The 13,895-nt window shown below is 60.8% G+C and carries 12 protein-coding genes; 7 read left to right on the forward strand and 5 right to left on the reverse strand.

Annotated elements, in window-relative coordinates; all coding sequences use genetic code 11:
• Positions 1-71: 71 nt before the first annotated feature.
• Together ASB65_RS17655 and ASB65_RS17660 are read right to left on the reverse strand one after the other, a co-directional pair.
• Entirely contained in the window at positions 72-1,001 is a 930-nt protein-coding gene (locus ASB65_RS17655) for a sulfurtransferase (RefSeq protein ID WP_003506897.1), read from the reverse strand.
• A gap of 264 nt (positions 1,002-1,265) precedes the next feature.
• Positions 1,266-1,868: an alpha/beta hydrolase gene (locus ASB65_RS17660; RefSeq protein ID WP_060724857.1), complete on the reverse strand. Its 603-nt coding sequence runs from the start codon at positions 1,866-1,868 to the stop codon at positions 1,266-1,268.
• A 399-nt stretch (positions 1,869-2,267) separates the two neighbouring features.
• Here ASB65_RS17660 and ASB65_RS17665 point away from each other — a divergent pair, with 399 nt between their 5' ends.
• Positions 2,268-3,338, forward strand: a complete 1,071-nt coding sequence (locus ASB65_RS17665) for an LLM class flavin-dependent oxidoreductase (protein WP_060724858.1) — start codon at positions 2,268-2,270, stop codon at positions 3,336-3,338.
• 60 nt (positions 3,339-3,398) lie between these two features.
• Here ASB65_RS17665 and ASB65_RS17670 read toward each other — a convergent pair whose 3' ends face one another.
• From ASB65_RS17670 to ASB65_RS17680, 3 genes are all read right to left on the reverse strand, one after another.
• On the reverse strand, positions 3,399-4,577 hold the full coding sequence (locus ASB65_RS17670; RefSeq protein WP_060724859.1) for an acyl-CoA dehydrogenase family protein: 1,179 nt from the start codon (positions 4,575-4,577) through the stop codon (positions 3,399-3,401).
• Positions 4,574-5,605 (reverse strand): ABC transporter substrate-binding protein, encoded by a 1,032-nt coding sequence (locus ASB65_RS17675; RefSeq protein WP_031233451.1) that lies wholly within the window; start codon positions 5,603-5,605, stop codon positions 4,574-4,576. The genes ASB65_RS17670 and ASB65_RS17675 overlap by 4 nt, the downstream gene beginning before the upstream one ends.
• Before the next feature lie 110 nt (positions 5,606-5,715).
• Entirely contained in the window at positions 5,716-7,323 is a 1,608-nt protein-coding gene (locus ASB65_RS17680; protein ID WP_060724860.1) for an ABC transporter substrate-binding protein, read from the reverse strand.
• Between the two features lie 271 nt (positions 7,324-7,594).
• Between ASB65_RS17680 and ASB65_RS17685 the strand changes: the two genes are divergently transcribed.
• The 6 genes from ASB65_RS17685 (at position 7,595) to ASB65_RS17710 (ending at position 13,868) form a co-directional block, all read left to right on the forward strand.
• Entirely contained in the window at positions 7,595-8,584 is a 990-nt protein-coding gene (locus ASB65_RS17685; RefSeq protein WP_060724861.1) for an ABC transporter permease, read from the forward strand.
• A complete protein-coding gene (locus ASB65_RS17690; RefSeq protein ID WP_003506910.1) occupies positions 8,581-9,576 on the forward strand; it encodes an ABC transporter permease in 996 nt (331 codons plus the stop codon). The genes ASB65_RS17685 and ASB65_RS17690 overlap by 4 nt, the downstream gene beginning before the upstream one ends.
• On the forward strand, positions 9,573-10,571 hold the full coding sequence (locus ASB65_RS17695) for an ABC transporter ATP-binding protein (RefSeq protein ID WP_003506916.1): 999 nt from the start codon (positions 9,573-9,575) through the stop codon (positions 10,569-10,571). The genes ASB65_RS17690 and ASB65_RS17695 overlap by 4 nt, the downstream gene beginning before the upstream one ends.
• Positions 10,549-11,484: an ABC transporter ATP-binding protein gene (locus ASB65_RS17700; RefSeq protein WP_003506918.1), complete on the forward strand. Its 936-nt coding sequence runs from the start codon at positions 10,549-10,551 to the stop codon at positions 11,482-11,484. Before ASB65_RS17695 ends, ASB65_RS17700 begins: the two co-directional genes overlap by 23 nt.
• A gap of 18 nt (positions 11,485-11,502) precedes the next feature.
• Positions 11,503-12,558: an aldo/keto reductase gene (locus ASB65_RS17705; RefSeq protein WP_060724862.1), complete on the forward strand. Its 1,056-nt coding sequence runs from the start codon at positions 11,503-11,505 to the stop codon at positions 12,556-12,558.
• A gap of 71 nt (positions 12,559-12,629) precedes the next feature.
• On the forward strand, positions 12,630-13,868 hold the full coding sequence (locus ASB65_RS17710; RefSeq protein ID WP_060724863.1) for an acyl-CoA dehydrogenase family protein: 1,239 nt from the start codon (positions 12,630-12,632) through the stop codon (positions 13,866-13,868).
• Positions 13,869-13,895: the final 27 nt, after the last annotated feature.

The raw sequence follows: 13,895 nt of genomic DNA on the forward strand, positions 1-13,895 counted from the left end.
CGGCGATGTCGGAAGAATAAATGCCGGTGCGCCATCCGACGCACCGGCCCCATGATGAAGGCGGTGGAGGCTTATTTGCCCGTCCAGACCGTTCCCGTCGGATTGCTGATGGGAACACCGACCGCATTTCCGTACTCGGTCCAGGAACCGTCATAATTGCGGACGTCGTAACCGAGTATCTTCTTCAGCGCGAACCAGGTGTGGCTGGAGCGCTCGCCGATGCGGCAATAGGTGATGATGGGCGCCGAGCCGTCGATGCCCTTCTCGGCATAGATCGCCTTGATCTCTTCTGCCGCTTTGAAGGTTCCATCCTTGTTGACGATTGTGCCCCACGGAACATTGACGGCGCCGGGGATGTGACCGGCACGGACGGACAGCTCCTTGACGCCATCCGGCGCGAAAATCTTGCCGGAATATTCATCCGCCGAGCGGATATCCACCAGCTTGATGTTGTGCTTGCCCTCAGCCACCGCAACGACGTCGACAAAGCGCGCCCGGACCGAGGTGTCGGGCTCGGCGAGTTTCAGTTTCGTTTCGGCCGTTGCCGGTGCGGATGTGTCGAAAGGCAGGCCCTGCGCCTCCCAAAGCTTGCGGCCACCATCCAGCAGCTTTACGCGGTCGCCAAGACCGTAGGTTTCGAAAATCCACGCACCCCAGGCGGCAAACCAGTTGTTGTTGTCGCCATATAAAACGATCGTCGTATCGTCACCCACGCCGGCTTTCTGCAGCAGGGACTGGAAATTCTCACGCGCGGCAATGTCGCGTTTTTCCTTGTCAACGAGATCCGTATGCCAGTTGAGGTTCACTGCGCCCGGAATATGCCCGCGCTCATAGACGCCCGTATCGACGCTGACTTCAAAGACCCGCACTTTCGGATTGTCGAGATTCTCCTTCAGCCAGTCGGCCGTGACCAGCGCTTCCGATGCTCCAGCCGTGGCCAACGATATCGCCGACAAAAACAATCCGCCGAGAGCCGACGTTACAAGCTTGATTCTGGACATTTCCTTACCCCTTTCCCTGATTTGATGACCAATGAAAGGTGACGACAAAACCGTCCGGAGCGAAGAAACGCTTTTCTATATTTTCTGTAGAAAATAAATGCGACCACTCAAAAACAATCTTCAGGAGAAATTCAAAATTCCGTCCGTAAAAATTGCCAATAAAACTTCCAAAGGTTGTAAATGATGCCAAAAATCGAAAAGAGCGATAAACCGACCGCTATCCATCCCGTTTAGCAAGGAAGGCTGGAAAAACCCGATCTTTCTCTAAAAATGCGCGTCGCCCAGGGCAGTCAGTCTGCGCAGTCTCGATCCCGCCACCGCCTTTGAAGGTGCGCCATCTGCCTTCAACCGCTCGAAAAGAGCATAACCCTCAGGCCATCGTCCGTAACCGCTGGCAATATTGATATGTCCGACGGGACCGAGATTGATGAGGCCACTCCCCCACAGGCTCGCACTGCGCGAGAGCTCTTCGGAATCCATATAGGGATCGTTCATGCTGCCCACGACGAGGCTGGGGAAAGCAAGCGGCTGCTGCGGAAAGGCACCGAACCTGACGATGCAGGGATGCATCGCCTCTACGCGGTCGAGATGGGCGGGTGCGACCAGAAGCGCGCCCTTGATTTTGGCGGCAGAGGGTCGAGACCCCATATTCGCCACCAGCAGGCAACCGAGGCTGTGGGCGACGATATAAGCGCTGTCGACTGTCGCCAGCGCTGCCTCGAGACGGTCAAGCCAGTCATCGAGAACCGGGCATTGCCAATTGTCCTGATCGACCAGTTGCGCTTCGGGATCATCCAGCAACCAGTGCCGTTGCCAATGTCCTTCATCCGAACCATTCAGGCCAGGGACAATCAAGGTGGTACACATGCCTGCTCCGTGAGTTGTGGGCGGTGTGTGGCAAGCATGGTGAATTTCGCGATTCCAGTCGACTATTGCCTTGCTCACCTTTCGGACGCACGAGAAAAATCGATCCAGACAATTTCGGTAGCGCAGAAAATGCTTTCTCCCCGACGGAGATAATGTCGATCGCAGGGAATCATTTCCTCAAATTTTTTATATAGAAAATATGTGCAATATAATCTTTCCAGACGGAAAGCTTTTCCTCTGTCGGATGACAAAAGAAACGTCGCTGCTTCGCCGGGCCGCCGCCGCTTTGCCATTCTCGCACCAGCGGAGGCTTGCGCCTCCGCGAGCCCCAAGTGGTGAAGGCAAAGCGTCGGCAGGGCCATTCCACCGCAACATAAAACGAAAATTCAGGCGGATAATGTGAGCAGCACGAGCGAATTTCTCTGGTACATCCCCAATGACGTCAAACCCGGCCACCGGGGCGACGCCGTCAGCGAAAACCACAACAGTCTCGATACATTGACGAGCCATGCCAGGGCGCTTGAAACCCATGGCTGGAAAGGCGCGCTGATCGGCACCGGCTGGGGACGTCCGGATACATTTACGGCGGCGGCGGCGCCTGCGGCGCGCCCCACCACCTTCGAGCCGCTGATCGCCATCCGTCCCGGCTACTGGAAGCCGGCCAACCTCGCATCGGCCGCTGCCACCCTCGATCAGCTTTCCGCCGGCCGGGTGCGGGTCAACATCGTCTCCGGCAGGGATGAGCTTGCCGCCTATGGCGACGAAGAAGGTGATCAGGCGCAGCGTTATGCGCGCACGAAAGAATTCATGCGGCTGGTACGGCGGCTCTGGGCCGGGGAAAACGACACGGTTAATGGCGACCATTTCCGGGTGACGAACTCCACCGTCTCACCACGTATCCCCGCACGCGAAGGCCGGCCGCCTCCCAAACTCTATTTCGGCGGCGCTTCCGAAGCAGCCGAGCAGGTTGCCGCAACCGAGGCCGATGTGCAGCTTTTCTGGGGAGAACCGCTCGCCGGCGTGCGCGAACGGATAGAGCGGCTCAGGCACTTCAGTGAAAAGCTCGGCCGCGATCTGCCGCCGCTGCAATTCGGCCTGCGGATCACCACGCTGGTGCGCGCAACCACGGCCGAGGCTTGGCGCGATGCGGAAGCGAAAGTTGCCGAGATGGCCGCAAACAGTGGCGTACGCTGGAACGACCACCTTCAGGCCGTAGCTGTCGGCCAGCGCCGCCTGCTGGATTTGCACCGTCAAAGCGACGTGCTGGACGACAATCTTTATACCGCGCCGGGCAAATTCGGCGGCGGCGGGGCGGGAACCACCTGGCTTGTCGGTTCGGCGGAGGATGTCGCCGCGTCACTGCGTAAATACCGCGCGCTGGGCATCACCCATTTCGTGCTTTCCGACACGCCCTATCTCAAGGAAATCGAAAGGCAGGGCGACAGCTTGCTGCCGCTGCTGCGGGATTGATTGGCGTGGTTTGAACATGGGCGGCCCGCCCCAGACAAGGCCGCCCCGTTGCTTCATTGATCAGCCACCCACCGCCTTGATGCTCTGACGGCCAAGAATCGTACGGATCATATGGCTCTGCGGCGCATGTGCCCTTGCCGTGATGGCATCGCGGTGATGGCGTTCAAGGTTGTAGTCCCGGCGCAGGCCGCGATTGCCGCCAAGCTCCAGCGCCAGATCCGTCACCGCCACCGCATTGTCGATCACCACATGGCGAACGGCGAGCGCATCGGTTCCCACCCTCTCCCCCGCATCGACGTCGCGGGCGACGGAGAGAAGGAGGCGCCGGTTCGCCGCCAGCAGCACCTCGATCTGGCCGAGACCTTCCTGAATCCGAGGAATGGAGGACAGGGGTGCGCCAAGGCTTGCCGGAACATGGCCGTTCAGATGGCTCAACAGATCGTCCCGCGCCGAAAGCGCGACACCGTGGTAGACGGAAGCCAGCAGCACGAAGAAATTATAACCATCTGCCTCATCGCGCCGCAGCGGCTCATCCGCCGGCTGTTCGGCAACGACGTCAGCAAGCGGCACCTTCACCTCTTCCAGCACCAGATCATGGCTGGCGGTGGCGTACATGCCGGTCGCTTCCCACGCTTTTTCCTCGGCGATACCAGCCGCATCGAGCGGCACCAGAAGCTGGACGAGGCGCGGCGTCTCTTCCGTCGTCACGGCAAGCACGATCGCCCATTTCAGACCCGGCAGGCCGGTGACGAAGCTTTTGCGGCCATTGACCACCCAGACATCGCCCTCGATCCGCGCCGTCGTTTCCGGCAGGCCGCCATGGGCCGGCGAACCGACACCCGGCTCCGCCTGCGCATTGTTCAAAAGCGCCGGCTCCGTGCTATTGGCGGCCAGTACCTTTGCAGCAAGTGCTGCCGGCCACTTGCCACGCCGGATCGCGGCATGAACGCTGTAGTGCATAGCGAGAATGAGAGCGGTCGACGGATCGCCCTTGGCGATGGCCGTAATGACGGCATGGGCCGTTTCCATACCCTCGCCCCAGCCGCCATCCTTTTCAGCCGTGACGAGACCAAGCAGGCCTGATTTGAAAAGCGCCTCGAAATTACCGGCGGCGAATTCGCCGCTCTTGTCGTGGTCCGCAGCCGTCAGGCTGAAATCCCCGGCCAGCGCGGTTGCGATGGCGACGGGATCGGGTCGCTGCGCCAGCGCGTTTGGGACGGCGGAAAGTGCAACGCTCATGCCACCGCCCTTTCATTTGCCGTGACGAAACGATCGTCAATCCAGTCGCCGAGATCGAAGTCGTTTTCAAGGAAGCCCCATTGGTGCAGGAAGTCCTTGTAATGGCCGACGGCGCCAACAAGATCGGCATCGAGGCCGAGACCAAGATGACGGTGAACCTCAGCTCCGTTGGCAGCCAGAACCTGTTCCTCCGTCGCGCCGGCCTCGCGCGCGATGAAACGGCGCGTTTCTTCCGGATGTTGCTCCGCCCAGAGAGAGGCCCTGGCGATGGCGTCAACCAGCCGCTCCACCAGATCGGGGCGCTCATCGGCAAGCCGCCCGTCGACCGTCAGCACCCGGGGTGAACCGGAATTGATGCGTATTTTCGGATCGGCATGAAAACCGAACTCCACCACCTGCACGGCACCGATCAGGTTGGCGGCGGCAATGCCGGCCGTTCCCTTGACGAAAATCGCATCGACCTCGCCACGCAGCAGCGCGATGATTTCCTCGCCGAAGGATTGCCGGCGCTTCAGGCCGAACAGCGACGGCCCTTCTTGCGAGGCCAGCACTGAATCCTTGATGACAATATCCTTGAGCTCGACATCCTCGACCTTCAGCCCTTCCAGCGAAAGCGCCGAGACGATGCCCTTCAACGCCGTCGCGCGCATGAAATCAACGATGCCTTCCGGCCGGCGCGGCACACCGAAACGACGGCCGACGAGATCGGCAAGCGAACGGATACCGGTTTCCGGCAGGGTGATGATTGCCTGAAACTCATCCGTCCAGGTAACACCGATGAGACGCGTATTGCGCCCTTCCGAGCGGGCGCGGATGGGAGGTACATTGCCGCCGTGGCGGAACGACCATTCCAGCGTGTGGTTGAAATGGCTCTGGCGAACGGAGCGGTCAGGCGAATCGATGATGGATTTCAGCGCTATGCCGACCTCCTCGAAGGTCTGTGAAAGATAGCCGAGCTGTGCCGCCAGCCCTACGGGGGTGGGCACCGGGCAGCGTGTGTACCAGATTTCAGAAAGTGTCGTGCTCATGGCTTTGGCCTCGATGAAAACGATGGCACCGGAAAGCGATGCTGCGGCGCCTGTCGACTGAAGGGACATCCCGGCCCGCACCAAAGGGCGAGCCGGGTTTGGCGAGACGATCAGGATGCGGCGATATGCGCGAAAGCGAGGCTTCCCGCCACGCCTTCTGCGCCGATGGTGTGATCGGAAATGCGCTTGTTGAAGATGGTAATCTCAGGTGCCGCGACGATGTCGATGGCCGGCACGTCTTCAACCAGGATCTGCTGGATTTCCTTCCATTGCGCGACGCGCTTGTCCGGATCAATCTCGATGGCGGCGGCTTCGAGAAGCGCATCCACCTTGGGATTGCTGTAAGCCGCGCCATTGGAGAAGGGTACGCCCTTCTTGAAGTTCTTGGACCAGTAAAGCCGCTGCACGCCGACGGTCGGATCGAAGAGATTGCTCATGCCCTCATAGGCAAAATCGAAATCGCGATCCGTGTAGATGCGTTTGGTATAGGTGGCGAAATCCTGCGTCCGCACCGTCACATCCACGCCGACCTTCGCCAGCGCCTGGCGAATATAGTCCGCACCACGCGGATAGGCTTCGGTGCTCGGCACGTAATCCAGATTGAGCTTGAAACGGATGCCATCCGCGCCGCGCTTGTATCCGGCCTCATCCAGCAGCGCTTCCGCCGCCTTAAGATCGATCGGATAGGTCTTCAGATCATCCACGAACCATTTCGTCAGCTTCGGATTGATCGGGCCGGTGATCGTCGCGCCATAACCGTAATTGACCGTGTTGAAGATGACGTTGCGGTCAATCACATGCGCGAAGGCGCGGCGAACGCGCACGTCCTTGAACACGTCCTTTTCGAGGTTGAATTCCACGCGGCTGATCGAGTTGGTATATTGATAGCCATTGGTCTCGAAGCCGAGGCTCGGCAGTTCCTTCAGCCGGTCGAGATCGCTATAGGCGACCGGCGTGCTGGGGGCGAGATCGATCTCGCCGGTTTCTATGGCAATCGCGCGGGCAGAAGCGTCAGGAATGAAGCGGACGATGAGCTTGTCGAGATAGGGACGCGGCGCATCCCAATAGTCAGCATTGCGCTCGAAAACGATATGGCTGCCGCGCACCCACTCCTTGAACTTGAAGGGTCCGGTGCCGACGGGCGCGAGATTGACCGGATTTTCGGTAACCTTCGTACCCTCATAAAGATGTTTCGGCACGATTGGCGTTTCAGCGGCGGCAAGCGCCGTGATCAGATAGGGCGCGGGTTTGGAAAGAACCAGAACCGCCGTCAGCTCGTCCGGCGTCTCGACAGCAGTGAGGTTCAGGAATGTATTGCGGCCGCGCGGATGCACTTCCTTGATGGTGTTTATGGAGAATGCCACATCGGCGGAAGTGAAGGGCTTGCCGTCATGCCATTTCACGCCGGGCCTCAGCTTGAAGGTATAACGAAGGCCATCTGCGCTCACGTCCCATGATTTGGCCAGCAGCGGTTTGGGATTGAGATCGAAACCATAGGTCAGCAGCCCTTCGGTGACCTTGGGCGATATATAGACGGAATTATAGGCCGTGTGCGCGATCGTCGTCAGCACCGGCGGCTCTGACGAGATCAGCAGCGTGGCCGTACCGCCACGGGCCGGCTCTGCAGCCTCTAGCTTCAGCCCCGGCAACGACACCATGCCAAGCGCCACCGACGCCAGCAGAAATCCACGCCGCGTCGTCTGGTTGAAAACAGTCATGCGATACCCTCTCCTTGATTGAACCGGCGAAAAACCGGCAAAACTCAACAGTTGCGCTTAGGAAGAAGTTTGTTCCGCAGACGAGAGCGAGCTTGGCATGAAGAACCAGTCGTTCTCATAAATAGGAATTATCTTTTCTTTATTGCGCTTATTTTCGTAAATTTCAGAAAATAATTCTATTACTCTTTGACAAATTCCATAAAATTAGTCAACTAATACCAACGCCCCAGCGGGGCCGATTTCCTGATTTCACGCTTACGGACTGGAGCCGATGTCGAATTCGAAAAGGATTTTATCGCAGGCGAGGCGGGTGGCCATTCAGGCCATTCCGACGGTTCTCGGTATCGTCATCCTGAACTTTTTCCTGCTGCAGCTGGCGCCGGGCGATGCCGCCGATGTGCTGGCCGCGGAAGCGGGTTCGGCGACGGTCGAGACCATGGCGGAAATCCGCAATCGTTTCGGACTGGACCTGCCGGTTCTGCACCAGCTGATGAATTATCTCGGCAATCTCGCGCAGTTCAGCCTCGGCTTTTCGCCCCGTTACGGTATGCCGGTTGCTGCTCTCATCGGCCAGCGACTGCCCGGCACGCTTGCGTTGATGGGAGCAGCGCTTGGCATAGCAATTTTCGTCGGCGTGTTCCTCGGCTCCATCATGGCGCTTTTCTCAGGCAAGCTGCCGGACCGGATCATTTCCATCGGCTCGCTGATCTTTTATTCCGTGCCGGGCTTCTGGATCGGCCTGATGCTGATCCTGACCTTTTCGGTGAAGCTCGGCTGGCTTCCCTCGGGCGGCGACAGCACCATCGGCAGCAGCCTCACCGGCTTTTCCGCCCTGCTGGACCGGTTACGTTACATCGTTCTTCCCGCCCTTTCGCTGGCGCTTTATTTTCTGGCGATCTATGCCCGCCTCACCCGCGCGGCGATGCTGGAAGTGAAGTCGCAGGATTATGTGCGCACGGCCCGCGCCAAGGGCGTTTCGCCGATCAGGCTCACCACACGCCATATCCTGCGCAACGCGCTCATCCCCATCACCACCATGGCCGGCATGCACATTGGCGGCCTGCTCGGCGGCGCTGTCGTGGTTGAAACCGTCTTCAGCTGGCCCGGCCTTGGCCGTCTAGCTTTCGAAGCCGTCATGGCGCGCGATTTCAGCGTGCTGCTCGGCATTCTGCTCCTCTCTTCCCTCGTCGTCATCATCGTCAATGCGGCCGTGGACCTGTTGCAGGCATGGCTTGATCCCCGCATCGGAGAAAGCCGATGAATTCCTCCCATACGTCAGCGGTTCTCGACACGGCCGAACTCGGCACTGAAGAGACCAATCCCAAACCGAAAAAGCCGGAAGAAAAGGTCTGGCCCTATATCCACGCACCGGATGCGCTTTCGGCCCGCTCCGTCTCCGTGCCGCGGCGCGGCCTGCGGCGGGAACTGAAGATTTTCCTCACCAATCCCAACGCCATCGTCGGCCTGCTGTTTCTCGCCACCGTCATCATCACCGCACTGATCGCCCCCTTGATCTATCCCGGTGATCCCTTGGAAATGGTGGCCCGCCCGTTCCTCTGGCCCGGCCAGAATGCCGCCTATCCGCTCGGCACCGATTCCATGGGCCGGGATGTTCTGGCCGGGATCGTGCATGGCGCGCGTATCTCGCTCACCGTCGGCGTCGTGGCGACGCTGATCGGGCTCACCATCGGCATCGCCGTCGGCGCCTTCGCCGGTTATTTCGGTGGCGTCATCGACGATATTCTCGTGAAGCTGATCGAAATCTTCCAGACCCTGCCGAACTTCGTGCTGCTCGTCGTGCTCGTCGCCATCGCCCAGCCCTCCGTCACCACGGTCACATCGGCTATCGGCATCATCACATGGCCGCTGGTGGCACGCCTTACCCGCGCGGAATTCCGCGCCATCCGCGAAAAGGACTATGTGCTCGCCGCCCGCAGCCTCGGTTACGGCCATGCGCGGATCGTCTTTCAGGAAATCCTGCCCAACGCGCTGCCGCCTATTATCGTCACTTCCTCCGTCATGGTGGCGGGTGCAATCCTCATGGAAGCAGCCCTTTCCTTCATGGGGCTTGGCGATCCCAACCGCGTCTCCTGGGGATCGATGATCGGGTCCGGCCGCGATGTCATCCGCACCGCCTGGTACCTGACCGCCCTTCCCGGCCTTGCCATCGTCTTCACCGTCATTTCGCTGAACCTCATCAGCGACGGTCTCAACGATGCGCTCAACCCCCGCTTTTCGGAGGAACGCCGATGAGCAAACTGATTGAAGTCCATGATCTGTCCGTCAGCTTCGGCTCGGCCCAGCCTGTCAAAGGCGTCAGTTTCGATGTCAGCCCGGGCGAGATGCTGGCAATCGTCGGCGAAAGCGGCTCCGGTAAATCCCTGACAGCGCTCGGCCTGATCGGCCTCCTGCCATCACACGCCAAGACCGGCGGGCGGGTTCTGCTCGAAGGCCGCGAGCTGCTACCGCTTTCCGAGCGGCAATGGCGCGGCATTCGCGGCCGCGATATCGGCATGATCTTTCAGGAGCCGATGACCTCACTGAACCCGGTTTTGACGGTCGGCGAGCAGATCATCGAGGTACTGCGCATCCACGAAAAGATCGACCGGCACCAGGCGCGCAAACGCGCCATCGAGCTTCTGGAACTGGTCAATATTCCCGATGCCCGCCGCCGTGTGGATGATTATCCGCACCAGCTTTCCGGCGGCATGCGCCAGCGTGTCATGATCGCCATCGGCGTCGCCTGCAATCCGAAACTGCTGATCGCCGACGAGGCAACGACGGCGCTCGACGTGACGATACAGGCGCAAATCCTGCAACTGCTCGACAATCTGCGCCGCGATCTCAACATGGCCGTCATTCTCATCACCCACGATCTCGGCATCGTGGCGCAATGGGCGGACCGGGTGATGGTCATGTATGCCGGCCGCAAGGTGGAAGAGGGATTGCCGGAACCGGTTTTCTCCAATCCCTACCATCCCTATACGCGCGGCCTGCTTGCCGCCTCGCCGCGCGCGGAAGACGGCCAGCATTATCGCGATGGGCCGCTCATTGAAATTCCAGGCTCCATCGTTTCCGCCACGGGGGAACGCGGCTGCGCCTTCCGACCGCGCTGTCCGAGCGCCCGCGGCTTTTGCGGGCAATTCGTACCGCCGCTGAGGCAGGTTTCGGAAGGCCGTTACGCTGCCTGCCCCTTCGTTGCTCCCACATCCCAGGAGGTACCCGATGGCGCTCTTGTCAGTGCATAGCCTGTCCACCCACTATTCGGGAGGGCGCGGCACCGTGCGTGCTGTCGATGACGTCTCGCTCGATATCGAAGCGGGCGAGACCGTGGCGCTCGTGGGTGAATCCGGCTGCGGCAAATCCTCGCTCGGCAAGTCGCTGATGCGTCTGGTCGAGCCGTCTTCCGGCCGGATCACCTTCAAGGGCGCCGACGTCACGGCAATGACATCGTCCGAACTGCGCGGCATCCGTCGCCGCATCCAGATGATCTTTCAGGACCCCTTCGCCTCGCTCAACCCGCGCCAGACGGTGCGTACCATCCTGACCGGGCCGCTGAAGGTGCATGGCATCGGCGACCGGGCGCGCCAGCGGGAGATCGTCGAAGCCATCGTCACGCAGGTCGGTCTGCCAGCGGATTCGCTCGACCGTTATCCGCATGAATTTTCCGGCGGCCAGCGCCAGCGCATCGGCATTGCCCGCGCGCTGGTTCTGGAACCGGAACTGGTCGTCTGCGACGAGCCTGTCTCGGCGCTCGATCTTTCGATACAGGCGCAGATTCTCAACCTTCTGGTGGAGATGAAGAAGCGGCTTTCGCTCTCCTATCTCTTCGTTTCCCACGATCTGTCCGTGGTGCGTTATTTCTCCGATCGGGTGCTGGTCATGTATCTCGGCAAGATCGTGGAAAGCGCACCGACATCGGAACTCTGGGCCTCACCCAAACACCCCTATACCCGCGCGCTTCTCGCAGCCGTTCCCGATCCCGCGCGCCGCAAGCAGGCAGCCCCCATTTCCGGCGATCTGCCGAGCCCGCACGATCCGCCATCCGGCTGCCGGTTTCACACCCGCTGCCCGCTCGCCACCGATCTCTGTCGCGAAAAAGCGCCGGATTACACCCTCTTCGGCAAGAACCACGCCGTGGCCTGCCACCATGCCCAATAAACTGAAGGAGCAACCATAATGGTCGACTATCGCTATCTCGGACGCAGCGCGCTGAAAGTTTCACCGCTGAGCCTCGGCACGATGATGTTCGGAGGCCCGACGCCGGATGACGTGGCCTTCCGCATCATCGACAAGGCACGCGAGCAGGGCATCAACTTCATCGACACAGCTGATGTCTATCACGACGGCAAGTCGGAAGAAGTCGTCGGCCGCGGCATCAAGGCCAATCGCGATCACTGGGTTCTGGCAACGAAATTCGTCAATTCCCACACCAAGGGCCCCAACCTCGGTGGGCATTCCCGGAAGTGGGTGATCGAGACCGTCGAGAATTCGCTGCGCCGTCTCAACACCGACTATATCGATATCCTCTATTTCCACCGCGCCGTCTTCGATGCGCCGCTGGAAGAGCCGGTGCGCGCCATCGCCGATCTCATCCATGCAGGCAAGCTGCGTTACTTCGGCGTGTCGAATTTCCGCGGCTGGCGCATCGCTGAAATTTCGCATCTGGCCGACCAGCTCGGCATCGACCGGCCCGTTGCCAGCCAGCCGCTCTACAATATCGTCAACCGCACGGCGGAAGCCGAACAGCTGCCGGCCGCCAACCATTATGGCCTTGGCGTGGTGTCCTATTCACCGCTCGCACGCGGCGTGCTGACAGGCAAATATCAGCCGGGCGAACAGCCGGGCGCCGATACCCGCGTCGGCCGTGGCGACAAGCGTGTTCTGGAAACGGAATGGCGTCCGGAATCGGTCGAAATCGCCCAGAAGGTCGCGGCCCATGCCGCATCGAAGGGCGTTTCGGCGGCGGATTTTGCGCTCGCCTGGGTGCTGAACAACAAGTTCGTCACCGCCGCGATCACCGGCCCGCGCACCGAGGAGCATTGGGACGGTTACGTCCGTGCGCTCGATGTGAAGATCGATGCGGAAGATGAGGCGCTTATCGATAGCCTCGTCACGACAGGCCATCCCTCGACGCCGGGCTTCAACGATCCGAGCCACCCCGTCGAAGGCCGCGTGCCGCGCAATCTCGAACCGGCACACCGCCCGGCGCTCAAGCCGCGCGCGGTCGCCTGATCGTCCAGAAGTACAAATGCCTGCGGCGCGACCGCGCCGCAGGCCTTCACATCCGCTCAGGGAAAACCGCAATGTCCAATCCGAAACTGCAGACAACCACCACCGACAATGCCGGCGTGCCGAGCCGGGACGAGATTCTGGCCCGGGCAAAGGACATTGCGGCTATTGCGGCAAAGGATGCCGCCCGTCGCGAACGCCAGCGGGAACTTCCCTTCGACATCTTCGCCCTTATCAAGGAGGCGAAGATCGGCACGCTGCGCGTTCCCGAAGCCAAGGGCGGCCCGGGCGGCTCGATTTCGGACTACATCGAGGTGCTGATGATCCTTGGCGAAGCCGACAGCAATATTCCGCACGCACTTCGCAGCCATTTCAATTTCACCGAGAACCTCGCTCTCTCCCCCATCGAACTGGAGGACCGGCGGCATCTCGAACATGTCCTCGCCGGCAAGCTCTTCGCGGGCGCCAGCACCGAACAGGGCACCAAGCGCCCCGGCGAAATCACCACGCGTCTCAGCGCCGATGGTGAGCGTTATCGCCTTAACGGCCGCAAATGGTATGCGACCGGCACGGCCTTTGCCGATTTCGGCACCTTCAGCGCCATCGGTGACGACGGCCAGCCGATCGGCGTGCTCATTCCGCTCGATCGCGCCGGCATCACCATTCTCGACGACTGGGACAGCATGGGCCAGCGCATGACGGCAAGCGGCGGCGTCCTGCTGGAAAATGTCGAAGTGCTGCCGCATGAGCTGACGACCCGCAAGCTCGGCAGCCAGATCGGCCGCCACAGCTCGGCCATGCGGCAGCTGCACCTTGCCGCCTCCGCCGCCGGCGCCGTTCAGGGCGCGCTCAAGGACGGCGTCGATTATGTCTTGCGGCAGGCGCGCACCACGCTCCACAGCAGCGCGGAAACAGCCAATCAGGATCCCTTCGTGCAGAAGATGCTCGGGGAAATCAGCGCCGGCGCTTTCGCCGTCAAGACCCTGATACGTGAAGCGGCCAGAACGCTCGACCGCAGCGCCATCGCGTTTGCCACCGGCGACGAAGAGGCCATAGAGGCAGCCCTGCTGGAAGGCTCGCTCGCCACCGCCCGCACCCAGATCATCGCCTCGCAGCTTTCGCTGACGGTCGCCACCAATCTCTACGAACTTGGCGGCGGCTCGGCGACGTCAAGCGATCGGAATTTCGATCGCCACTGGCGCAACATCCGCACCGTCTACAACCACAACCCGCTTGCCCACAAGGCGCGTGTCATCGGTGATTATTACCTCAACGGCACCACGACGCACCTTAGGGAAGGCCGGGTATTCTGACCATGCCGGAGGTCCAGGCGGCAAAGG

Source organism: Agrobacterium tumefaciens str. B6 (assembly GCF_001541315.1).
GTDB lineage: Bacteria > Pseudomonadota > Alphaproteobacteria > Rhizobiales > Rhizobiaceae > Agrobacterium > Agrobacterium radiobacter.